The organism is Cuneatibacter sp. NSJ-177, from assembly GCF_022867805.1.
In the GTDB taxonomy this organism is placed as follows: domain Bacteria; phylum Bacillota; class Clostridia; order Lachnospirales; family Lachnospiraceae; genus Pseudolachnospira.
The window spans coordinates 283,152-305,250 of record NZ_JALIFO010000002.1 but is presented as its reverse complement, the minus strand read 5'-3'; the positions used below and the strand labels follow the sequence as shown (position 1 = coordinate 305,250).

Here is a 22,099-nt window from a genome sequence, read left to right as displayed (position 1 = left end):
AGAAGAAAGGAAGTCCAATATGGCAAATTTATTTGATCTGACTGGAAAAGTAGCGGTGATAACCGGGGCGAGCTCCGGTCTGGGCGCGGACGCGGCTTTGGCCTATGCAGAGGCCGGAGCGGATGTGGCGCTGCTGGCAAGACGTGTGGAGAAACTGAACGAGGTGAAGGCGGGACTCGAAAAGACCGGCCGGAAAATCCTGGCGGTGGGCTGTGACGTCACAAAAGAGGACAGCGTTCAGGCTGCCGTCGAGACAGTTTTAAAGGAATTCGGACACATTGACATCCTGCTGAACAACGCAGGGGTCGCGGTCCGCGGCGGCGTGGACTCCATGTCTGTGGAAGAGTGGGACCGGTCCTTCGACACCAACGTAAAGGGAATCTTTCTCGTGTCCAAATACGTGGTGCCGCAGATGAAGGAGAGGGGCTACGGAAAGATTGTGAATATCGCATCGGTCAACGCCGTGATCGCCGACAAGAACGATACCTTCATCCGCCATTCTTACAATGCGTCCAAATCCGCCGTGCTCGGCCTGACGAAAGGAATGGCCTGCTCCTATGCGAGATATGGAATCACGGTGAACGCTATCGGCCCGGCCCTCTTTGAGTCGGAGATGACGGCGGGGACTCTGTTTAAGTCCGAGGCATTCTTACAGGGCTACTCCGCGATGAACCCGGCGGGCCGCCCTGGAAATAAAGGAGAGCTGAACGGAACGGTCCTGTATCTGTCCAGCGACGCTTCCAGCTATGTCCAGGGACAATTCATCGTTGTGGACGGCGGGGGAGCGATCGTGTAAAACGGGATAGAGCGTGCGGCAGGCAGGGAAGCCACGCGGTTTCGAAAAAGCGAAGTCACAATAAAATATAGAAGGAACATCCGCCGGCTGCATGGTGCCGGCGGATGTTCCTATTTTTTATGAATAAGAGAGGAATCGAGACAAGAAAGTGGATCAAAGAAAAAGCCGCCCTTTTGTTTGCCGAGAAAGGCTTCAAGGATGTGACCATGAAGGACGTCTGCGAAGTATCCGGCCTGAGCAGGGGCGGGCTCTATTGCCACTATGAGAGCACCCAGCAGATTTTTCAGGAGATCCTTCGTGATCTTATGAGCAGCCAGGAAGACGAGATAAATGCAAAAATAGAACGAGACCAATCCGCCGTCAGCATTCTGGATGAGGTTTTGGAACGCTACCGGGAGGAAATGACCGACAGCCAGTCTTCCCTGAGCGTCGCCATCTATGAGTATTACAGCAGGAAGGAAAACTCGGCCCAGGACAATCCGCTGGCGGAACAGTATCAGGCCTCCTTTCGGGCCTGGAAGAAGCTGATCCAATACGGCGTCGGCCGGAAGGAATTTGCCGATGTGGATGTGCAGGCAGTCTTTGACCTGATCGTATTTTCCTATCAGGGGATCCGAATGTACAGCAAACTGATGCCGGTCGGCCGGGATGCTTCGGGAAATCAGAGCGATATTGGTAAGGAGGGAATCCGATGGCAACTGTTTTTCAGCATTTTAGTGAGGAGAAGACCGCATTTATCAACCCCGGCGATACGACGAAACCGGTTCCCGGCTTCCCAGAGGTCTGCATCACCACATTTTCCGAGGGAATCATAAGAAATTATGCGGAGAGGAATGCAGTTTCGGCCATTGCCGAACTCTGCACGGCGAACGGAAGCCTTCCGGTCTATGAGACTTGCTATGCCGGGAAAAAGATCGGGCTTTTTCTTTCGCGGGTCGGCGCGCCCGCCTGTGCGGCCGGTTTAGAGGAGGTCATTGCCATGGGTGCGAAAAAACTGGTTCAGTTTGGCGTCTGCGGCGTTTTAAACCAAGACGCCGTGGGAGATCGCTTGATCCTCCCCTCCTCTGCTGTCCGGGATGAGGGAACCAGTTATCACTATCTGCCCGGCGCAGAGGAAATCGAGGCGGATCCCCGGTGTCTCCGGATCCTGAAAGCATGTCTGGAAAAGCACGGGATTCCCTATGTCGCCGGGAAGACCTGGACGACCGATGGAATTTATCGGGAGACGGCCCAAAGGATTGCGGAGAGGAAGGAGCAGGGCTGCATTGCGGTTGAGATGGAGTGCTCCGCGTCCCTGGCGGTTGGGAGATTTCGGGGGATCCCGCTGATGCAGTTTTTATTCGGCGCAGACAATCTGGACGCAGCCCAATGGGAGCCCAGGGATTTGACGGATTATGGAATTCATTCCGGCGACCGCTATCTGACGATCGCCCTGGAATGCGCCGCCGCTTTTTCTTTTTAGAAGCAGCGTTTTGAGGAATGGCTTTCGTTGACTTCTTTTCTGTTTTGCGCTATAGTGAAAAGCAGATTCCGGCTTCCCCGCACAATGGGGCTGGAACGTGCAGGAGGGAATGAAATGGAGAACAGGACGATCAAAGCCGCGCTGCTCGGCATCGGGACAGTGGGCGGAGGTGTATATAAACTGGTGAAAAGCCTGGAGAATGAGATGGTGGAAAAGGCCGGAGCCGCCCTTTCCATCTGCAAGATCTTGGTCCGGGATGTGAAGAAAGACCGGCCGGGCATACCGAGAGAGCTTTTGACCGACAACTGGAAGGAGATCATCGAGGATCCGGAAATCCAATTGGTGGTGGAGCTGATGGGAGGCATTGAACCGGCCAGGACTTATATTATAGAAGCCTTGAATGCAGGCAAGCAGGTGGTGACGGCGAATAAGGACCTGCTGGCGGAGCGGGGCCGGGAGCTGATGGAAGCGGCGGATGCCAATTCCTGCGATTTGCAGTTCGAGGCGGCTGTGGCGGGAGCGATCCCGATCATCCGTCCGTTAAAGCAGTCCCTGGCGGGCAATCATTTGACCGAGGTCATGGGAATTGTCAACGGCACCACCAATTATATTTTGAGCAAAATGTCCGACGAAGGCATGGATTACGAGGAGGCGCTGGCCAAGGCCACGGAGCTGGGCTATGCCGAGGCGGATCCCACCGCGGATGTGGAAGGCTACGACGCGGGCAGAAAGATCGCGATTATGGCCTGCTTGGCGTTTAACTCCCGTGTGACCTTCTCCCAGGTTTACACCGAGGGAATCACGAAGATTTCCTCTAAGGATATCCGCTATGCCCATGAGTTCGGCTATGAGATCAAGCTTTTGGGCGTGGCGAGGAACGATGGGGACGGCATTGAGGTAAAGGTCCATCCGATGCTGATTCCGGCGGAGCACCCCTTGGCCACGGTCAAGGATTCTTTTAACGCGGTGTTTGTCCACGGCGACGCGGTGGACGACGCGATGTTCATGGGCCGCGGGGCCGGGGAGATGCCGACGGCCAGCGCCGTGATGGGGGATATCATCGATGAGATCCGCAACCTGATTCACGGGTGCAGCGGAAGAGTCGGATGCAGTTGTTACAAGCAGCTTACGGTGAAGCCGATTGAAGAGTCGGTCAGCCGCTTCTTCCTTCGGATCCGGGCCGCCAACCGCCCCGGCGTCCTGGCCGGTATCGCAAGCGTGCTGGGAAATAACGGCGTCGGCATTGCCCAGGTCGTGCAGAAAAGCAAAAGCCGACAGGCGGAAACCGCCGAGCTGGTCATCATCACGGATCAGGTCAAAGAGTCCGGATTCCAGGACGCCATGACGGTTTTGAAGAGCCTTTCCACAGTGCGGGAAATCGCCAGCTGCATCCGCGTGTATTGACGTATGTCGTATTTTTATGATATAATAAACCAGATGTGATGCTGCGCCGCAGCAGAGCGGTCCGGTGTCGGCTTCCGAGGACAGTCGGAAAGAACGGGAGGAGATTAACATGGTTGTTTCAGCAGCAGAGATGCTTCAGAAGGCAAGAGAAGGAAAATATGCGGTCGCCCAGATCAATATCAATAATCTGGAGTGGGCCAAGTCCGTGCTGCAGGTGGTGGAGGAGCTTCAGTCCCCGATCATCCTGGGAGTATCGGAAGGCGCGGGAAAATATATGGCCGGTTACAAGACCATTGTCGGCATGGTAAATGGAATGCTGGAAGAGATGAAGATCAGCGTGCCGGTGGCCCTGCACCTGGATCACGGCAGCTATGAACACTGCTACAAGTGCATCGACGCCGGATTTAAATCCGTTATGTTTGACGGCTCCCAGTACCCGATCGAAGAAAATATCGCAAAGACGAAAGAACTGGTGGAAGTCTGCCACTCCAAGGGGATTTCCCTGGAAGCAGAGGTGGGCGCCATCGGCGGCGAGGAAGACGGCGTGGTCGGCATGGGCGAGTGCGCGGATCCGAAGGAGTGCAAGATGATTGCGGACCTGGGGATTGATTTCCTGGCGGCCGGCATCGGCAATATCCACGGCAAATATCCGGCGAACTGGCCGGGACTGCGTTTCGATATCCTGGAAAATATCAAAAAAGAAGTCGGCGATATGCCTCTGGTGCTCCACGGCGGCACCGGCATCCCGGCGGATATGATTCAAACGGCGATCTCCCTTGGTGTGGCGAAGATCAACGTGAATACCGAGTGCCAGCTTGTCTTCGCGGAAGCGACCCGCAAATACATCGAGGCCGGCAAGGATCTGGAGGGCAAGGGCTTTGATCCGAGAAAGCTTCTGGCTCCCGGCGCGGAAGCCATCAAGGCAAAAGTGAAAGAAAAACTGACCCTGTTCGGATCAGTGGGAAAAGCGTAAAAACGATGGAATGGATCAGGGGGAGTGCTTGGCACTCCCCCGATTGTTGTTTTGTAGGAAATTCTTTTTCAGCCAGCCTTCGTTTTTATGATATCGAATCTTTTTGTTTGTGGCAGGAAATGACTCCCATCACCCCGAATACGGCCGATGAGACCAGTAAAACCATGAGGAGGATGGCCAGAACATTGACCGAGGTCTGTATGCTGTTCCATACGGAAAAATCAAATTGCAGCCACATGGAAAGGGTGTAGCAAACATCCTTAAAATATACTTCTTATTTTTTTCCATAGATTTCAACATACTCATTTTCCTCTATATTTGCGTTTGCTTCCCAGCAATGTAATAATTACACCCATGCCGGAAATTCCGAAAAGAGCCATCCACAGAGTCAAATTCGTTTCATCCCCTGTCTTGGGAGCATCATCAACCGGTTTCTTCGGATCAGTGGGTTCTACAGGCTTCGAGGGAATATCATCGTTGGTGATAATCCATGTGTTCCCCTGATTTGAAACTTCCGCAGTAAAGCCCTCCGGCACATCAACTTCGGCCACCGACCAACGGTAGCCGCCAGCCAGATCGTTCCATGTATACTCCCAGCCATTGTGAGCGTTCAGCGTGATCTCGTCAAAGCGCTCACCGTTTCGCAGCAGTTCCACCTTGATGGAATCCGTTGCTTTGCCGCCGTCATTCAGCACCCACTCTTTCTTCACCGTAAGACTGGTCTCATCGGGATCAGGAGTGACAGGCGTGCTTTGATATACATTGTTCCAGATAAGCTCACTTTGATCCGATACCAGTTCCGCGCTCATCTTGCCAGTTCCGCCCTTCGTCACCTTGACTTGGATAATCCTTTGCCGACTGTCGTAGGTCATACCCTCGGCGTCGCCGTTCCTTTCACTGACGCTATAACTAAATATTTTTTCGTCCACATCCGTGCCCAAGTCTGTGACATCAAAAAGGAGAGTTCCAAAGTCGATTGCAGCCTCCGTACCGCCGGTAGGCTCAATGGTGACCTGCGTCAACTCATTTCCTTCGCCGTCAACCGGAACCGGCGCGTCGAACATGGGGATGATGTCAAAGGTAAATGCATCCCCCGCCGCAAAGTCGCGGCCGGTCAGCTTCTTCGTGCCGGTCAGCGCAATGCTGGCGTCGGAGTTGTACTTATTGATGAAGACAAAATTCTGCATAGCGCTGCCGCTGGTGTTATGCGTATCATGGGTGACTGACACTTTGATATCCTCTTGTCCGGCATCATTCGTTACTTTTCCCGCTGTTACATCTATTGTGTGGACATGATTATCAAAAGTTACGCCTTTGTATACCCATTTTATCGTTCCGTCCGCTGTAACCTCTTCATTTGTGGGGGCCCCGGTTACGATGTCTACCTTATATGCCCCCTCTAGCGGAGCGCCGTTAAATGTCCCGTCTGCAGTCGGCTGTGCCTCCCGGATTGTATAACGGTATTCCTTGCCGACATGCTGTTGTGTAAATGTGTTGTTCGCTAGAACAATGCCGCCTGTGACAAGGTTTTTGCAGGTGTAAACACCATCAGCGCTTCCGGCAGGCATCGGTTGGTCAGGATCCTTTTCATAGCTGCCGTCCGCGGCTTTTCTACCGACAGCTTCCACGATAAACTTAAACTGGTCATTCCCATAATCGGCCAGTTTCTTGTTTTCCAACACCTTTGTACCGGTTAAGGATATGGTTTGTTCCAGCGATGTATACGTATTGGTAAAATTACAATATTGCTGGCCGGGCAAAGCCGCGCCATTATATATTTCTGTCCAGGCGCCGGCTTCCTGCCGCGGCGATGACTCAATTTTGACATTTGAAATTTTAAGTTCTTTGGCCGTGTCATCGTTTGTAACATCGACCGTCAGCCGGTAACCGGTTGTATCGTAGGTGACGCCCGGGATGATCTCTGCGCCGCCTTGCTGCGGCAGAACTTCCGAAATAACATAGATGTATGTTCCCGGATTTTTGAAAGTAAAGGTACCGAACCCAATATCTGCACTGTTACCGGATGCCGGGGTAATCTCACATACCGTTTTATCCGGCAGAGGCTGATTTGCAGGTGCATTGGCGCTGTTTCGGATTTCAAATTTAAACTTATCCCCTATTTGAAATTCCCGTCCTGTCAAGGTCTTAATGCCGTTGATTCCAAGTTCTGCGCTAGTTACCTCTAATTTCTGTTTTTTATTCGTTAATGTGACTGTGACTGTGCCTTCGTATTTGGAGTAATCGTACTTATTATCAACGGTTACCCCGCCATACGCATATCCATCAACATTTACTTCCTTCACAGTATTCGGCACATAGCTAAGGCCGCTATCTGTATATGTATAAGTCCAATTATTTTTCGCGCTCAGAGAAATGGTTTCTCTTTTTGAATGCCCCACGTATCCACCTGGTCTATCATTATCCTCTAAGTATACGCTGAAAGTAATCTCTTCCGGCCTGCCCTCTGTGTCATTATCATCGTCCCACTGTTTCTGGAAGATCAGGGTGTTCCCCTTGCCTCCCACATAAGTGTCATATGGACCGTCTTCGGCATTGACAACTATGCTGCCACTCCCCAGAGCAATTAAGCCGGCCAGGCACAGCATCAGTCCTATGATGCCGCAATAAACATGTTTTTTTAATTCACTCATTACTGTTTACCTCTTTCTTTTAATCTCCATAACCATGCAAGTATACTCCATTATCAAGCGATGCTCTTTTACTAAATGGCTCATTCCCGTGAATCACTCAGCTTTTGATTCACCGCTTCGGCAATCTCTGCCATTTTCCCTTCCAGGTAAGGACCCGGACACTCCGTATCCTTCCGGAACATATTATGGGTGGTCAGATTTCCGCCGGCATCTCCTGTATATTCTAGCTGGTGTATGCCGTTTCTCCTGCAAATATCTGCGCATAGCTCAATCAGCGCCTGGTAAGATGCTTCGCTTACCCGCCAGTCGCCTCCGATGGTTTCATTGGCTACCTCGATGGTGATTGCCATATGGTCATTTTCTGCATTAGAGCTTGCCCATGACCGGTTTGCTTCCTCCACATAGAGCGCCACGCTGCCGTTTCGGTCAATTCCATAGTTGGAAGAAGCATTCCGATCCCTCTTGGCAAAGGATTCCCCAAGCCGCTCCAGGGTAAGATCTGCACCCATATGGTGAATGGTAATCTTCGTAATTTCCGACTCCCGGGGAAAATCCGCATTAGGAGACAGATGAACATAGGAAGTAAAAGGGCTATTTCTTGCAATGACCTCGTTCATCTCTGCTTCCGTTAGCTGCTTTCCCACGTAAGGCGGAAGTGCTTTTTTCGCCTGATACGCCCCAACCAGGGTAACGGCAGACAAAACACAGAAACCAATCAGCAAAATAGCCATCACGTACCGCGGCGGCACGGACTTGTTTTTACTATTCAACCGCCTGCTCACCTCCTTATAACAGACACTGAAGCGTATTCCAGGCAAACAGCGCTGCAAATAAACCCAAAATGCACTTCACGGCGGCACCACTTAACAGTCGGGTTCTTTTTTCGTCTTTATCTGAAATCATAATGAGAAACGGCATGGTTGCGACATAGAAAAAGCTGGTGTCCATCAGGTTGTGGGTAAGAGCGGCAAAAAATGCGCCCCGCTGCGCCGAATCTTCTTTTTTCATCACATGGCGAACGGCGGCAACAATCAGCATAGCCATGGCAATCAGCCCCAATTCCACGCCAATATGGACAAATATGTTATGAATGTGCCATGTATTAAAGTACAAATCCGTGTCCTGTAAATTCAGCCATCGCCATTGATACGGCCCCACTCCCAATAGAGGAGCTGTTCCAAGATAGCCCAACCCATTTTTTATCATGGCCAGACGTTCCGTGAAGGTCGCAGCCGCATTCGGTCTTAAAAAGAACAATAGGCCTGTACCGCAAATCCCCGCCAAGCAGATCAGGACAGTCAGCCATTGCGCATTCTCCAGATAATGTTTGAATTCTTCCCTGTACCATGCGCCGACGAAGATATAGACACAGAGGAGAAGGCAAAGCCAGGGACAATCTGTGGAATCTCCGACTATGTAAAGGAGAATACCGCAGGCAACAGCGAAAATGATTTCAGCCCCTCTGCAAAGCAAAGCGGAGAAGTTTTCTTTTCCATAGATGTGCATCGCAAGCATTCCGACAGCGAGGGCTCCAAAAGCTCCCATCGACAAGGTCAGCGCAAGAGCCGCCAATATAAAAAACTCTAACCCATGCAGGAGCTTTTTAAGTAACGGCGGTCCCTCTTTAGCATCTAAAAGGCAGCTTTGCAGCGCAAACCAGCCGAAAACCAGCATGACGCCCATGGCATTTGGATTTCCCATGGCGCCGGACAGCCTGGAGGCTGTTGAGGTAAATGCCGCCATAATGAATTGCCCGATTCCCATTACTGCCATTACGCCGACCCATATAGCACACCATCGTTTGAGAACCGTCCGTTCACTGCTGCCAAGATATGCCGCCAGCAGATAGACTACTGGAAAAACCGATTGAGTAGAAGCAAGTCCCTCCAGTGTGTTGCCATAAATCCGGTATCCCGAGAGAAGGCTGATGATATTATAGAGGATCAGTGGTATCAATATCCAAAGATCCGCCTTTACAGATCCTTGTAGAAGCCCTGCGACGCACAGGAACAAACCCACGAGAGATACCACGATAAAGCTTCCTGCACCAACAAAAGTCAATATAAAAAATGTGAGAAACAATATTACAGCAATGAAATGTGTTTCGCTAAACCTTTGCTGGATCTCGGCGTTATTTTTGAACATTTGTTTTTTCTTTTTTAATTTCCTCACGATATCCTGCTGCCTTCCTCACTTTTACCCGATATTGTAGACTTTTTCATTCGAGCATTATATAATATTGAAAGCTAGAATTCTGTTCTCATTTTTATGATAAGAAACGAAAAACCAGTAAAATGAACTTGGAATATCTAAAATAAACATCGAATGAAAAAGTCTACATTTTCATTCGCATAAATTTTATTTTTGTGATGTGGTAAACTTGTGAGCCCACCGCAGAAAAGTATCCTGCGCAATGGAAAGCTGCCGTGCGGCCTCCCGTGAAGAAATTTCTTTGTTTTCCCACGCCTCTTTGAGTGTCCAAAATTCCTTCGGTACAGTTTTTCTTGGCCTCCCGAACTGTACGCCCCGCAGTTTTGCCGCAGCGATACCTTCCTTCTGCCGCTGATGAATATTCTCGCGTTCGGTCTGCGCTACATACGAAAGAATCTGTAGTACAAGATCAGTCACAAAGGTTCCTGTTAAATTATCACCTGATTTTCGAGTATCTAAGAGAGGCATATCTAACACCACCACATCCGCCTGCTTCTCCTTAGTGATAATCCGCCATTGTAACAGGATTTCCTCATAATTGCGTCCCAACCGATCAATAGATTTGATGACCAGAAGATCACCGGGACGGAGTTTTTTCAGCAGTTTCCGGTACTGCGGTCGGTTGAAATCCTTCCCACTGAGTTTATCCATGTAAATATTGCTCTCCGAAACAGGAAATTCGTACAGGGCGATGATCTGGCGATCCTCGCATTGTTCTTTTGTAGATACACGGACATAACCGTAAGTTTTACCTTCCATAAAAAAACCTCCTTTGTTGTATTCAGAACGGTTTGTGTTCTTTATACAATTCTAAAGGAGGTTTTTTATTACTCAGAACAGGACTGTATTTTTATAAAAAATTCTTTGCCTCCGCCCATTGGAGCGTGACAAGTGATGTATAAGCGTGGGTATTGCACACTGGATGTAATATCTTTAACTATGGGAAACTCCTCGCTCCCATTTGCTGACAGCTGATTCCGTCACATACAGTTTTTCGGCAAATTCCCGCTGCGTTAAATTCAGTTCCTTTCGCCGCCGAAGAATATAGGCTCCGAATGTCTTCTTATTTTCCATTCTTTTCTGTCTCCTGACTCTGCCGGAAAACCAGCAGCAGATTTGGTCTTGCAAGCCTGCCTATACGATAGCGGGCGGCGCGGGAAAAGTCAATGAAATCCGGGGAATTTCCTACTGGACTGTTAGGAAAGTCACGGAAAACCGGGGGCTTTTGGAAGTGAGGGAAAGGATTCTGATACAGGAACCCATATCTTTTTTCAAGCCGCCGTCCAAATTTTGAGAACGAATCCCTTCGTTTTATCCTGCGATCTTCACTTGAAAAAATATCGATATTCGTTATAATAGAATAGGCAATAAATGAAGCAGCCGTCTTAACAGCTGGCTGCCCCTGTCTGCCGGGAAATATTTTCAGGAGGCAGAGAGTAGGATTGGAGGATTTGATATGTTTGATTTGACTGGAAGAGTCGTAGTAGTGTCCGGAGCTTCCTCCGGATTGGGAGCCCAGATGGCCAGAGGTTTCGCCGGCCAGGGGGCTGATTTGGTAATCATGGCAAGAAGAATGGAAAAACTGAACAGCCTGGCCGGGGAGATCCGCGCGATGGGGCGGAAGTGCCTGCCGGTTCGCTGCGACGTGACGGATTCCACAATGGTGGACGAGGCCGCGAAGCAGGTAGAGGCTGAGTTCGGAAAGGTGGACGTGCTGGTAAACTGCGCCGGATCCGCGAAGAACGCCGGTGTTCTCGATATGACCAATGACGAGTGGGATTTCACCATTGATACCGATATGAACAGCGTGTTTTACGTAACCCGCGCCTTCGGCAATATCATGAAGAAAAAACAGTACGGCAGAATCATCAACATCGCGTCGATGTACGGCCTGGTCGGCAATACGGCGATGGATACCGTAGCCTATCATACATCCAAGGGCGGCGTGGTCAACTTTACGAGAGCCGTTGCGGCGGAGCTTGCCAAATATAACATCACCTGCAACGCGATCTGCCCCGGCTATTTTGAGACGGAGCTGACGGTGGACACGCTGAAGACGGAGGCGTTCACCGCCTACATGAAGATGACGGTGCCGCTGGGCCGCTACGGCGTATCCGGAGAGCTGAATGCCGGCGCGATTTTCCTGGCCAGCGACGAGGCGTCCTATGTGACCGGCGTGATCCTGCCCATCGACGGCGGCTACACCTGCGTTTAATTTTAGCCTGACCATAAGAACGAACCGGCATAGGAAATTCCTTTTTAATTTGCCCGCATTTTTCTGGTAAACACGAAGACCGCCAGGATTAAGACGGCGGCGGCATATCCCAGCACCCACCAGAGATGTGGGAAGATTCCTTCCCAGTTGCCCGCCAATACGGCGCGCTCCAGCTCCACGGCATGGACGAAGGGAAGAGCGTATGCGACTTTCCGGAATGCGCCTCCCACCAGATCCAGATCAAACCAGGTTCCCGACAGCCAGGCGGCCAAATTGGTCAGCAGGGCGCCGCAGATGCCGCCCACCTGCTTATCATTAAAGAGCGTGCCGCACAGAAGCCCAAGAGCAATAAAAAACAGGGAGATGGGTACGGTGAACAGAACACAGTAGATCAGCTGAACGGTGACTTCAAGCCCCAGGAAGAGGGCGAAAAGAAAGCAGATGACGCTCTGCATCATGGCGATGGGGATCATCGGAAGCAAATATCCGAGAATGAAATCGCCTGCGCGCAAAGGCGTTGTATAAAGCCGCTGGATCAGAGAGCTGGTTCTGTCTTTGGAAATCAGTGTCGCGGAAAAAAGCGTCAGAAAGGAGAGGCCGAAGACAACGATTCCCGGAGTAAGGGAGCTGATCTCAAAAAGGCTGACGGGAATATTCGCCTGGATGGCCGACAGCAGAAGAAGGATCACCAGGGGAAATCCGATTCCAAAAGCCAGATTCAGCGGATCCCGCAGAATTTCTTTTGCCGTGCGTTCGGAGCAAGTCATAGCGCCCATTTATTTTCCCTCCTTAACCAGCTTTACAAAAGCGTCCTCAAATTTTTCCGTTCCGGCCCGGTCTTTGATTTCACCGGCGGTCCCGGCGATCAGCAGACTGCCATTTTTCAGGATCGCGATCCGGTCTGAGAGCGCCTCAGCCTCCTCCATATAGTGCGTAGTCAGAATAATGGTTACTTTTCCTTTCAGGGACCGGATCACATCCCACAGGTCGCTGCGCGCCAGCACATCCAGGCCCAGCGTGGGTTCATCCAAAAACAGGATCTGAGGTTCTGAAATCAAGGCCATGGCAATGCTGAGCCTGCGCTGCCAGCCACCGGAGAGCTTTTTCGCTTTCTTGCCGGAAATCTCGCGGAGATCGAATTGATCCATCAATTCGGCCTCTTTCTTTTTCGCCGTTTCCCTGGAAAAGCCGTGGGCGCCGGCCATCAGCCCCAGATTTTCTTTTACCGTCAGATTGGGGGCAACCGCGGTCTCCTGGGGAGAGACTGCAATGATGGACTTGACGGCCTGAGGATCGTTTTTAATGCTTTTACCCTTCAGCAGCGCGTCGCCGCCGGTGGGACTGGTCAGGCAGGAAAGCATCTTAATGGTGGTGGTTTTTCCCGCCCCGTTGACGCCCAACAGAGAAAAAAGCTCGCCGTCTCGGATGGACAGATCTAAATGGTTGACGGCCGTGACATCCTTGTATGTTTTGGTCAGGCCCTGAATGACAATGGAATCCATATGTTTACCTCCTGGCAGAGACGGCGGTAAAACGCCCCTTTATCCCTTCATAAGCGTCGGTCATGAGCCTGCTGATCATCTCCCAATCCCAATCCAGATAGGCTGTGGCGACCATGGTGGCGATGCCGTGGACATAGATCCACATTTCAAGATGAAACAAGTAGGCCTCATCCGGAGACAGTCCGGTGTTGGCGGCGATCAGCTGAATCAGATCTGCAATTCCTTCCCGGTCTTCCTCGATGATCTCCCCGGAGCGGTCCCGCATAAATAAGAGCTTGAACAGCTCCCGTTCCTCCTTGGCGAAGCGGATATAGGCCATACCGCTTGCCTTATAGGGCGGATAGGACGGGTCCTTCCTGCCATCCGCCAGATACTGTTGGTAACGTTCATCCGCTGCTTTTAGGACATCTTCTCTCAGCTCCTCCATCGAGGCATAGTTGCTGAAAATCGGCTGTGTCGAACAGTCCAGTCGCCTTGCCACGGCCCGCGCATTTAAAGCGGCGGCTCCGCTCTCGCGGACAAGCTGGAGCGCAGCGGCGAGAATACTTTCTTTTGTCACTTTTGTTTTGGGAGGCATGGTTTCTCCTTTAAAGAGCATATGTTATATATCTAATGTTATTTTATACCGAATTTCTTACTTTGTCAATGATTATTTTGGAGGCAAACTTTTACAAAATCTGCTTGCAAACGGAGATTCAGTAGGGTATGATTAAAAAGAGCGTGTAACTGGCGGATGAGTGGAAAAACCACAGGGAGCACGCAGGAATCAAAGTCGACCGCCTGGGCACTACGTTGGAGTACCTGGGTTTTTTTATTTCCTATGAAACAGACATGTCTGCTTACGCAGACATTACCATGAATGAAAGTCGAGAAAAGCCACAGGGCGCAAATACCACTTCAGGAGGAAACAGAAAATGGAAAAGAAATGTCTGAAGACAGAGCTTAGCAGCAACGCTTATCCCGGCCGGGGCATCGTGATCGGCAAATCGGAGGACGGCACGAAGGCTGTGACCGCCTACTTTATTATGGGAAGAAGTGAGAACAGCCGCAACCGTGTATTTGTCACGGACGGAGAGGGCATCCGCACCGAGGCTTTCGACCCTTCCAAGCTGGTGGATCCGAGCCTGATTATTTATGCGCCGGTCCGTGTCCTGGGAAATAAAACCATTGTGACAAACGGGGACCAGACAGACACCATCTATGAGGGCATGGACAAGCAGCTTACTTTTGAACAGTCTCTGCGCTGCCGCGAGTTTGAGCCGGATGCGCCGAACTATACCCCTAGGATTTCGGGCATCATGCACATTGAGAACGGAACATACAATTACGCCCTTTCCATCTTAAAGAGCAATCAGGGCGATCCGGAGTCCTGTCACCGCTTTACCTTTGCCTACGAGAACCCGAAGGCAGGGGAGGGGCATTTCATCCACACCTACGTGGGCGACGGCAACCCGCTTCCGAGCTTTGAGGGAGAGCCGACCTGGGTGGCGATCCCCGGCGACATCGATTTCTTTACGGACCTTGTCTGGAACAATCTGAACGAGGACAACAAAGTATCCCTGTTCGTGCGCTACATTGATCTTGCTACGGGAACCTATGAGACCCGGATTGTAAATAAGCACCAGAAATAAACTTGGCTTCGTCCGGCGGGAAAGCGGAAGCTTCCTAATTGTCCAGCCGCCATCGGAGGAAAGTCCTCGGCCTTCCAAGGGGTTGAGGACTTTTTGATTTCATAGGAAATTCCTTTGGAATTCCCGATCGAACAAAAAACGCTCCATTAAGGATGCACAGGGTCTGTCCCTTAGGGTACGCAAATGCGATGAAATTTCAGCCCGGATGCAGGAAAAATGACTTGAAACCGAAGCTTTTTTGATGTATGCTTAGATATTATTTCAGAAAAGCATGAGAAATGTGGGGCATGCCTCACGGATCTTTTGGCCGAAAACAATGACCAGGAGGATAAGGAAATGAGCGAAGCGGCAACAGAGCTGTTCGGCGCAAATGTTTTTAATGATGTGGTGATGCGGGAACGTCTGCCGAAAAAAGTATATGAGGATTTAAAGCGGACGATCCGGGAGGGAGCCGAGCTGAACCGGGCGACCGCCGAAGTGGTTGCCAATACGATGAAGGACTGGGCCGTGGAGCGCGGGGCCACTCACTATACTCACTGGTTTCAGCCCCTGACCGGCGTGACGGCGGAAAAGCACGACTCGTTTATCTGCGCGCCGGGACCGGAGGGGAAGACCATCATGGAGTTTTCCGGCAAGGAGCTGATCAAAGGAGAGCCGGACGCGTCCTCATTCCCATCCGGCGGCCTGCGCTCGACCTTTGAGGCCAGGGGCTACACATCCTGGGATTGTACGTCACCTGCCTTTTTAAAGGAAGACGCCAGCGGCGTTGTGCTCTGCATTCCCACTGCATTTTGTTCCTATACCGGGGAAGCTTTGGATAAAAAAACCCCTCTGCTCCGCTCCATCCAGGCGCTGAATATCCAGACCATGCGGCTGCTGCGCGCCCTTGGCAATACGACCTCGAAGCGGGCGACCCCTTCGGTCGGAGCAGAGCAGGAATATTTCCTGGTGGACCGGCAGAAATTCTTGCAGCGAAAGGATCTGATCTACGCCGGCCGGACGTTATTCGGCGCGAAACCGCCGAAGGGCCAGGAGATGGATGATCACTATTTTGGGAGTATCAGGGAGCGGGTCGGCGTCTACATGAAAGACGTCAACCAAGAGCTGTGGAAGCTTGGTGTTCCGGCAAAGACCCAGCACAATGAGGCTGCGCCCGCCCAGCACGAGCTGGCTCCGATTTACGGAGAGGCCAACCTGGCCACCGATCAGAATCAGCTGATGATGGAGACGCTGAAAAAAGTGGCGGCCCGCCATGGCATGGCCTGCCTGCTCCACGAAAAACCTTTCGACGGGATCAACGGATCCGGCAAGCACAACAACTGGTCCCTGACCACGGATGACGGAATCAATCTTTTGGAGCCTGGAAAAACGCCCCATGAAAACATACAGTTTCTCTTGATTTTGACCAGTATTTTAAAAGCGGTGGATGAACATGCGGATATTTTGCGGGCATCTGCTTCCTGCGTGGGGAACGACTACCGTCTGGGCCGCCAGGAGGCGCCGCCTGCGATTATCTCAGTGTTCCTTGGGGAACAGCTGGAAGACGTTCTTTCCCAGCTGATCGATACCGGCACCGCCACCCACAGCATCAAGGGCGGAAGACTGAAAACCGGCGTCAGCACGCTGCCGGCTTTTTCCAAGGACGCTACTGACCGGAACCGGACCTCCCCGTTCGCCTTTACCGGAAATAAGTTCGAGTTCCGTATGGTCGGTTCCTCTGATTCCATCTCCTGCGCCAACACGGTATTGAATACGATGGTCGCCGAGGCGTTTTGCGAAGTGGCCGATGAATTGGAACGGTCGGACGATGTGCCGATGACATGTCACAATCTGATCAAGAAATATGCGGCGGAGCATCAAAGGGTTGTATTTAACGGAAACGGTTACTCCGAGGAATGGGTACAGGAGGCCGCCCGCCGCGGGCTGCCGAATCTGCCCAGCATGGTGGACGCGGAGCCCGCGCTGATCCGGCCGGAAGCCATCGCCATGTTTGAACGGTTCGGGGTCTTCTCCAAGGCGGAGCTGGAGGCACGGGCGGAAGTAAAGCTGGAAGGCTACTCCAAGACCGTGAATATCGAGGCGAAGACCATGATCGATATGGCCGGAAAGCAGATTATTCCGGCGGTAATCCGGTATACATCGGACCTGGCTTCTTCCCTGCGCTCCGTGCGGGACGCCTGTCCGGAAGCGGACGTCAGTGTTCAGCAGGGACTATTGATGAAAGCTTCCCGGCTTCTCGCCGAGATGCAGCAGGCGTTGGATTTACTGATCCGGGTCAATGGTGAAGCCGCCCAGGTGGAAGGCGTGATGGAGTCCGCGCGGGCCTATCACGACCGGGTGGTTCCTGCCATGGAAGCGCTGCGTGCTCCGGCTGACGAGCTGGAAATGATCGTCGACAAAGATCTGTGGCCGTTCCCGTCTTACGGGGATTTGATCTTTGAGGTATAAAAGAAGAAAACAAAAAGAACCTGCCGCCCGGCAGGTTCTTTTTGTGAGAAAGGAGAGGATGATAAGGTCTTGTGGATGAGGCAAGAGCCTTATCGGAAAACTATGAAAAACAACTTGTTTGTTGTTGAATATAGTATACCCAAAAATCGTGACCGGTATGTGTCCTTCCGCTTAAGGATTTTAGAAAATTAATAAGAAAATCGAAACAGAAACGAAAGGAAAAGCGACCGGAGAAAATAGTGGAATCGACAAACAAAAGAACCTGCCATCCGGCAGGTTCTTTTTGTGAGAAAGGAGAGGGTGATAAGGCCTTGTGGATGAGGCAAGAGCCCTATCGGAAAAACTATGAAAAACAACTTGTTTGTTGTTAATAATAGAATACCCAAAAGACATGACAAAAATGTGGCCGGATACTTAAGGATTTTGGTAAAATCGAGAAAAACATCCAAACAAACAATAAAAAAAATGAAAAGTGCAGGCGGAGAACCTGCGGCCCGGACATTGCCTCTATCTCCAACGCCTGAATACAACAATCCCAGCGTCAAAACCAGCGCCGCTGATCCGCCGAATACGGCCGGCGTCCGAGGGCTTACGCTTTTCGCACTGGACGGATATACTTAAAATACTGTTCCGGATTGTAATAAAAGTACATGATCCTACCGGCGGATGAATCGAGGCGGTAACCACTGTCTGCGTAGTCAAAAGCGGCCATCGCCTTTTCAATCTTTTCTTCAACGCTGCAATTTTCTCGTTCATAGTCAAACGGTCCGTGTTCAAAAACAATATACTCGGATTCGGGGACATCAAGCAAAATCATTTGCGGCGGTACTTCCCCCTGATAGTCGAAAGGAAGCCGTACGCCCCAGCACTCCGTACGCGGGATCCCCCAATCGCAAAGCCTGCCGTCCGGGTCATTCCGGTAGGCCATGATCTGACCGCTCCCGCAGTTGGCTTCGCATCCGCCGCCATCGTCCAATTTCCCTTTGATGCTATCAAGCAAGCCGCAGATGGTGTCGTAATCCTGGCCCGGTATGAGATTTTGCTTTTGCCAAAAATCCCAATATCCGTTGCTCTTGTTATTTTCAATGTGCAGAAATTTGTGGGCGGGAATCGTTACAAAATAAACCTTGACATCGCCGGATGGCTGAACCATGCCGATTTCCTCCAATCCGAAAAAGTAGCGGTCAAAGGCATTGATTTTGGTGCGGAGAACAACCGGCTTAGGATTCTTTCGATATTCGCTGGGCGCTACCCCGTATGCTCCTTTGAAAGCCCTGGTAAAGGCCTCATGGGAGGAGAAACCGTAATCAAAGGCGATTTCCAGGAGGTTTTTATCACTGTCCCGAACCTCTTTTAACGCAAAGGCTAATTTTCTGTTCCGGAGATAGTCCCGAAATGGCATCCCGGATATTTCCTTAAATTTCCTGGTTGTATAAAATTCGGAATATCCCAGTTTACGGGAAAGAAAGCGCAGAGTCAGGGCTTCATCGTGATAACTTTTGATACATTTGTCAATTTCATCTACCATCATTTGAACTTGCTTCTGCCATTCGTACATTATTTGTTCACCTCGTTTCAGCCGTCTGTCTCTATGATAACGGAAAGAAGAGGCTGACGCTTGACTTTACTTGCTCTAATTTCCTCTAATGGATCCCTTCAAAATCCGATCTCGCGTAATTTGGAACGGTTGATAATCAAATCGGTTCGCTGCTTTGATCAAATGGATGCGCTGCGGCACAAAATCAAATCCGATCAATACAAAAGAACCCGCCGTCCGGCAGGTTCTTTTTGTGAGAAAGGAGAGGATGATAAGGCCTTGTGGATGAGGCAAGCGCCTTATCGGAAAACTATGAATAACAACATTGTTTGTTGATGAGTACAGTATAGCGAAAAACCGTGACGAAACTGTGTCCTTCCAATTAAGGATTTTGGAAGGTTGGAAAAAAATTCGAAACAAAATCTGAAGGAAAAAGGAAGAACCGGATGGATCAGAACAGATTTTTTCAGAAGCAAAAGAACCTGCCTCGCAGCAGGTCCTTTTGTGAGAAAGGAGAGGGTGATAAGGCTTTGTGGATGAGACAAGAGCCTTATCGGAAAAACTATGAATAACAACTATTTGTTGTTATATTTAGTATATCCTGGAATCGTTACAAAAATATGTCCGTCTACTTAAGGATTCCTAAATGTTGTAAAAAAAGTCTAAACAAAATGTGTTGTTAAAAATAAACTGAGAAGTTAAGCGCAAAAACTGCGCAAATACCAGAAAAACTGACAATTAGACAAAGGTAAATTCACCCGTTTTTTACGGGGGCATGAATAGTAACAATAGACAGGAGCAAGGGAATCTGATAAAATGAAGATCAGGAGAAGGAAGAGAGGTGGTAGGATTGGCAGTGAGTTACCCCTGCAAAAATTGCGGGGCGCCGATGGTCTACGATGCGGGAAGCGGACGGATGCTTTGCGGCCATTGCGGAAACAGCTGCACGGTGGAAGAGGCCGACTCCGGCCATGGACAGACGGAAAAAGAGATGAGGGTGTATCATTGCACCAGCTGCGGCGCAGAGGTCATTGCGGATGAGCAGACTTCGGCAACGGTATGCGGATTCTGCGGAACACCGAACCTGGTGGAAAGCCGTCTTGCCGGAGAGTGGAAGCCATCGCAGGTGCTGCCCTTTACGATTGATAAAAAGAAAGCCCAGGAACTGTTCCGGGCCTGGACCAAAAAGGGCGTATTCACGCCGGGAATCTTAAAAAAACAGAGTACCCTGGAATCAATCGCCGGAATCTACGTCCCCTACTGGATCTATGACATGGATGTGCACATCCGGATGCAGGCTCACGGGACCAAGGTGCGCTCCATGCGGACCGGCGACTGGATTACAACCTATACGGACCACTATGACATTTTCCGGGACTTAGATGTGGAATTTGAAAAGATCCCTGTGGATGCCTCGGAGAAGATGGACGATGATACCATGGACCGGCTGGAGCCGTTTCGCTATGAGGAGCTCCGGTCCTTTCGGATGCCGTATCTGGCTGGTTTTTGTTCTGAACGCTATGATTATGACAGCTCCCAGATGGAGCCAAGGGCGGAAGAAAAAATCCGTCATTCTGCGGTCAGCGAAGCCCGGAACACGATCGGAGGGTATTCCGTGGTGGATGTGCGGCAGTCCCAGGCGGACTGCCTAGTGAAAAGTCAGGATTATACGCTGCTTCCGGTCTGGCTTTTATCCTACCGCTATCAGGGGCAGGCTTACACGCTGGCTATGAATGGGCAGACCGGCAAGATTGTCGGCGGCATTCCCCAGGAGAAAAAGAAGATGGGGATCTGGTTCGGCGGGCTGACTGCCGTATTCTTCGCAATCTCCTTGCTGGGGCTGGCATTCGGAGGCGGCGTATGAGAAAAAGGAAGATCTTCATTTTTTTGGCGGTCTGCATGCTGTTTTTCTGCAGTTTTGATGCGAATCAGCAAAAAGTTTATGATGACGCGGGGCTTTTGACGGAGGCGGAAAAAGAGGAACTCCAGAAAGAGGCGGTAAAGCTTTCGGATCAGATCCGGATGGATGTGATTCTGGTCACCACATTCGACACCGGCGGCAGAAGTACGTCGGATTACAATGAATTTTTTTACAACACCCATTCTTTCGGGTACGAATATCCGGGAGGAAGCGGCGTTCAATTTTTAATTGATATGGAGCACCGCCAGTTCTTTCTGCTGACAGCCGGAATCGGCGACAGCCAGTATACCGACACGGAGATAGAAAAAATATATGATCGGATCACGCCGGCCATGCAGTCCGGGGATTATGCCGATGCTTGCAGGCAGTTCCTGAAAGGGGCCAAAAAGTACGCGGATGTCAAGGTGACATTGAATGCAGGGACAGCGGCGGCAGCGCTGGCGGGCAGCATGGTTTTGGCCGCTGCCGTGGTTTTCATTATGGCAAAGACCAGCAAACGGAAGCTTGAGAATTCCTCCAAACGGGTCTACATGGGAAATTCCATCCATATGCACGGCCAGAGAGATCAGTTTACCCATACGACAGTGGTGAGAACCCCGGTGCCGAAGCCGAAGGAAAACAGTTCCGGCGGCGGAGGAAGCTCCGGCGGGGGCGGCCATTCCCGCGGAGGCGGGAGAAGTTTTTAATGCCCCGGCCTGGCGGGAGCACACGGATTAAAGATGTGTCCGCACTCGGTGAATGGCCGGGCGCGGCTTGAAGCATCCTATTTATTAAGAGAACGATTAAAGGAGACAAAAAACAATGGCACAGAATCCAGTAGTAACGATTACCATGGAAGACGGTTCCGTCATGAAGGCGGAGCTTTATCCGGAGATTGCTCCGAATACGGTCAACAATTTTTTAAGCCTGGTAAAAAAGGGCTTTTATGACGGATTGATTTTTCACCGCGTGATTCCTGGTTTCATGATTCAAGGCGGCGATCCCCAGGGCACCGGCATGGGCGGCCCCGGCTATTCCATCAAAGGAGAGTTCTCTCAGAATGGATTTACAAATCAGTTGAAGCATGCCAAAGGCGTGCTTTCCATGGCCCGTTCCATGCACCCGGATTCCGCGGGTTCCCAGTTCTTTATCATGCACGAAGAATCTCCGCATCTGGACGGCGCATACGCTGCGTTCGGCAAGGTGACCGAAGGGGTGGAAGTGATCGATGCGATTGCCGCCGTGCCCACCAATTATATGGATCGCCCGCTGCTGTCCCAGCGAATCCAGAGCATGACAGCGGAGACCTTCGACGTGGAGTATCCGGAACCGGAAACGTGCTGAGAATCCCGGCCGCCTAAGAAAAAAC

At 51.0% G+C, this 22,099-nt stretch carries 20 protein-coding genes and 1 riboswitch; of the genes, 11 read left to right on the top strand and 9 right to left on the bottom strand.

All coding sequences use genetic code 11. From position 1 onward, the window contains the following. Positions 1-19 precede the first annotated feature (19 nt). The 5 genes from MUB23_RS05520 (at position 20) to fba (ending at position 4,635) form a co-directional block, all read left to right on the top strand. Complete coding sequence (locus MUB23_RS05520; RefSeq protein WP_244799342.1) at positions 20-796, top strand: SDR family NAD(P)-dependent oxidoreductase; 777 nt, start codon at positions 20-22, stop codon at positions 794-796. A gap of 119 nt (positions 797-915) precedes the next feature. Continuing rightward, positions 916-1,611 (top strand): TetR/AcrR family transcriptional regulator, encoded by a 696-nt coding sequence (locus tag MUB23_RS05515; protein WP_330641792.1) that lies wholly within the window; start codon positions 916-918, stop codon positions 1,609-1,611. Then, complete coding sequence (locus tag MUB23_RS05510) at positions 1,533-2,258, top strand: nucleoside phosphorylase (protein ID WP_330641816.1); 726 nt, start codon at positions 1,533-1,535, stop codon at positions 2,256-2,258. The genes MUB23_RS05515 and MUB23_RS05510 overlap by 79 nt, the downstream gene beginning before the upstream one ends. 114 nt (positions 2,259-2,372) lie before the next feature. Further along, positions 2,373-3,662: a homoserine dehydrogenase gene (locus tag MUB23_RS05505; RefSeq protein WP_244799340.1), complete on the top strand. Its 1,290-nt coding sequence runs from the start codon at positions 2,373-2,375 to the stop codon at positions 3,660-3,662. Positions 3,663-3,771: 109 nt separating this feature from the next. Further along, positions 3,772-4,635, top strand: a complete 864-nt coding sequence (gene fba, locus MUB23_RS05500) for a class II fructose-1,6-bisphosphate aldolase (RefSeq protein ID WP_244799339.1) — start codon at positions 3,772-3,774, stop codon at positions 4,633-4,635. 302 nt (positions 4,636-4,937) lie between these two features. Here the strand turns inward: fba and MUB23_RS05495 are convergent, their stop codons facing one another. The 5 genes from MUB23_RS05495 to MUB23_RS05475 all read right to left on the bottom strand — a co-directional run bounded on the left by MUB23_RS05495 (position 4,938) and on the right by MUB23_RS05475 (position 10,571). Next, positions 4,938-7,286 (bottom strand): Spy0128 family protein, encoded by a 2,349-nt coding sequence (locus MUB23_RS05495; protein WP_244799338.1) that lies wholly within the window; start codon positions 7,284-7,286, stop codon positions 4,938-4,940. An 80-nt stretch (positions 7,287-7,366) separates the two neighbouring features. Beyond that, positions 7,367-8,056 (bottom strand): peptidoglycan recognition protein family protein, encoded by a 690-nt coding sequence (locus tag MUB23_RS05490; protein WP_244799337.1) that lies wholly within the window; start codon positions 8,054-8,056, stop codon positions 7,367-7,369. A gap of 16 nt (positions 8,057-8,072) precedes the next feature. Further along, positions 8,073-9,458: an O-antigen ligase family protein gene (locus MUB23_RS05485; RefSeq protein WP_244799336.1), complete on the bottom strand. Its 1,386-nt coding sequence runs from the start codon at positions 9,456-9,458 to the stop codon at positions 8,073-8,075. Positions 9,459-9,644: 186 nt separating this feature from the next. Beyond that, positions 9,645-10,256, bottom strand: a complete 612-nt coding sequence (locus tag MUB23_RS05480) for a recombinase family protein (RefSeq protein ID WP_244799335.1) — start codon at positions 10,254-10,256, stop codon at positions 9,645-9,647. A gap of 174 nt (positions 10,257-10,430) precedes the next feature. After that, positions 10,431-10,571, bottom strand: coding sequence for a helix-turn-helix domain-containing protein (locus MUB23_RS05475; protein WP_244799334.1), 141 nt, complete (start codon positions 10,569-10,571; stop codon positions 10,431-10,433). Positions 10,572-10,953: 382 nt separating this feature from the next. On the opposite strand from MUB23_RS05475, the gene MUB23_RS05470 reads away from it, so the two are divergent. Next, complete coding sequence (locus MUB23_RS05470) at positions 10,954-11,712, top strand: SDR family NAD(P)-dependent oxidoreductase (protein ID WP_244799333.1); 759 nt, start codon at positions 10,954-10,956, stop codon at positions 11,710-11,712. Between the two features lie 44 nt (positions 11,713-11,756). On the opposite strand, the gene MUB23_RS05465 is transcribed toward MUB23_RS05470, so the two are convergent. The 3 genes from MUB23_RS05465 to MUB23_RS05455 are packed head-to-tail and all read right to left on the bottom strand — an operon-like array spanning position 11,757 to position 13,791. Continuing rightward, complete coding sequence (locus tag MUB23_RS05465) at positions 11,757-12,488, bottom strand: ABC transporter permease (RefSeq protein ID WP_244799332.1); 732 nt, start codon at positions 12,486-12,488, stop codon at positions 11,757-11,759. Further along, positions 12,489-13,214 (bottom strand): ABC transporter ATP-binding protein, encoded by a 726-nt coding sequence (locus MUB23_RS05460; RefSeq protein WP_244799331.1) that lies wholly within the window; start codon positions 13,212-13,214, stop codon positions 12,489-12,491. 4 nt (positions 13,215-13,218) lie between these two features. Beyond that, the gene (locus MUB23_RS05455) at positions 13,219-13,791 is read right to left on the bottom strand and encodes a TetR/AcrR family transcriptional regulator (RefSeq protein WP_244799330.1); all 573 of its coding nucleotides are present in this window, start codon (positions 13,789-13,791) and stop codon (positions 13,219-13,221) included. A gap of 135 nt (positions 13,792-13,926) precedes the next feature. Beyond that, positions 13,927-14,007, top strand: a riboswitch (ZMP/ZTP riboswitch). Positions 14,008-14,128: 121 nt separating this feature from the next. Between MUB23_RS05455 and MUB23_RS05450 the strand changes: the two genes are divergently transcribed. Together MUB23_RS05450 and MUB23_RS05445 are read left to right on the top strand one after the other, a co-directional pair. Beyond that, positions 14,129-14,845 (top strand): IMP cyclohydrolase, encoded by a 717-nt coding sequence (locus tag MUB23_RS05450; protein ID WP_244799329.1) that lies wholly within the window; start codon positions 14,129-14,131, stop codon positions 14,843-14,845. A 336-nt stretch (positions 14,846-15,181) separates the two neighbouring features. Further along, positions 15,182-17,293 (top strand): glutamine synthetase III family protein, encoded by a 2,112-nt coding sequence (locus MUB23_RS05445; protein WP_244799328.1) that lies wholly within the window; start codon positions 15,182-15,184, stop codon positions 17,291-17,293. A gap of 589 nt (positions 17,294-17,882) precedes the next feature. Here MUB23_RS05445 and MUB23_RS05440 read toward each other — a convergent pair. Next, a complete protein-coding gene (locus MUB23_RS05440; protein WP_244799327.1) occupies positions 17,883-18,851 on the bottom strand; it encodes a helix-turn-helix domain-containing protein in 969 nt (322 codons plus the stop codon). An 820-nt stretch (positions 18,852-19,671) separates the two neighbouring features. Between MUB23_RS05440 and MUB23_RS05435 the strand changes: the two genes are divergently transcribed. The 3 genes from MUB23_RS05435 (at position 19,672) to MUB23_RS05425 (ending at position 22,074) form a co-directional block, all read left to right on the top strand. Further along, entirely contained in the window at positions 19,672-20,694 is a 1,023-nt protein-coding gene (locus MUB23_RS05435; protein WP_244799326.1) for a hypothetical protein, read from the top strand. Continuing rightward, complete coding sequence (locus tag MUB23_RS05430; RefSeq protein WP_244799325.1) at positions 20,691-21,437, top strand: TPM domain-containing protein; 747 nt, start codon at positions 20,691-20,693, stop codon at positions 21,435-21,437. The genes MUB23_RS05435 and MUB23_RS05430 overlap by 4 nt, the downstream gene beginning before the upstream one ends. 115 nt (positions 21,438-21,552) lie before the next feature. Then, positions 21,553-22,074, top strand: a complete 522-nt coding sequence (locus MUB23_RS05425) for a peptidylprolyl isomerase (protein WP_244799324.1) — start codon at positions 21,553-21,555, stop codon at positions 22,072-22,074. Positions 22,075-22,099 lie beyond the last annotated feature (25 nt).